This is a genomic window from Halorubrum sp. SP3, from assembly GCF_005435195.1.
GTDB lineage: Archaea > Halobacteriota > Halobacteria > Halobacteriales > Haloferacaceae > Halorubrum > Halorubrum sodomense.
Map to the genome: position 1 here is coordinate 1 of NZ_SGTU01000443.1, position 398 is coordinate 398.

Annotated in this window: 1 protein-coding gene; it reads right to left on the minus strand. The window is 57.8% G+C overall.

The genetic code is table 11. The features are described 5' to 3' along the window. A partial coding sequence (locus tag EXE42_RS20915; RefSeq protein ID WP_137707083.1) for a PAS domain-containing protein occupies window positions 1-155 on the minus strand: 155 nt, incomplete at its 3' end. Window positions 156-398: the final 243 nt, after the last annotated feature.

Consider the following 398-nt stretch of genomic DNA (forward strand, 5'->3'; position numbering starts at 1 on the left):
AGCAACTCGCATGCCTGGTCGTTACACCGTAGGATACGATTCGCCTCTGTATCGATGACGAGTACCGCGTCAGGGGTGTGCTCGAACAGCTGTTCAAAAACTGCTGACTCCGGGTCATCACCCGTTACGGAACCGGATTCGGGCGCGTCGCTCATGCCGACTGGTCAAGCGGAGAATATTTATTGATCATTCGGCGTGCCACTCAGTTGCTCCGTTCGGCGCGCATACTTAAGAAACCAACCGCGAAATAATAAATTGGACCGTCGGGGTCAAGCCCCGAAGCACTCGGTCTGCTCCGTTTGTAGACCGATTCGCCCCCGACCGCGCGGCAGTCAAGACATTGTGAGCAGCTCGTAGCCGTCGGCGACGAGGGCCGCGATGTCCGGACCGTGCTCTTC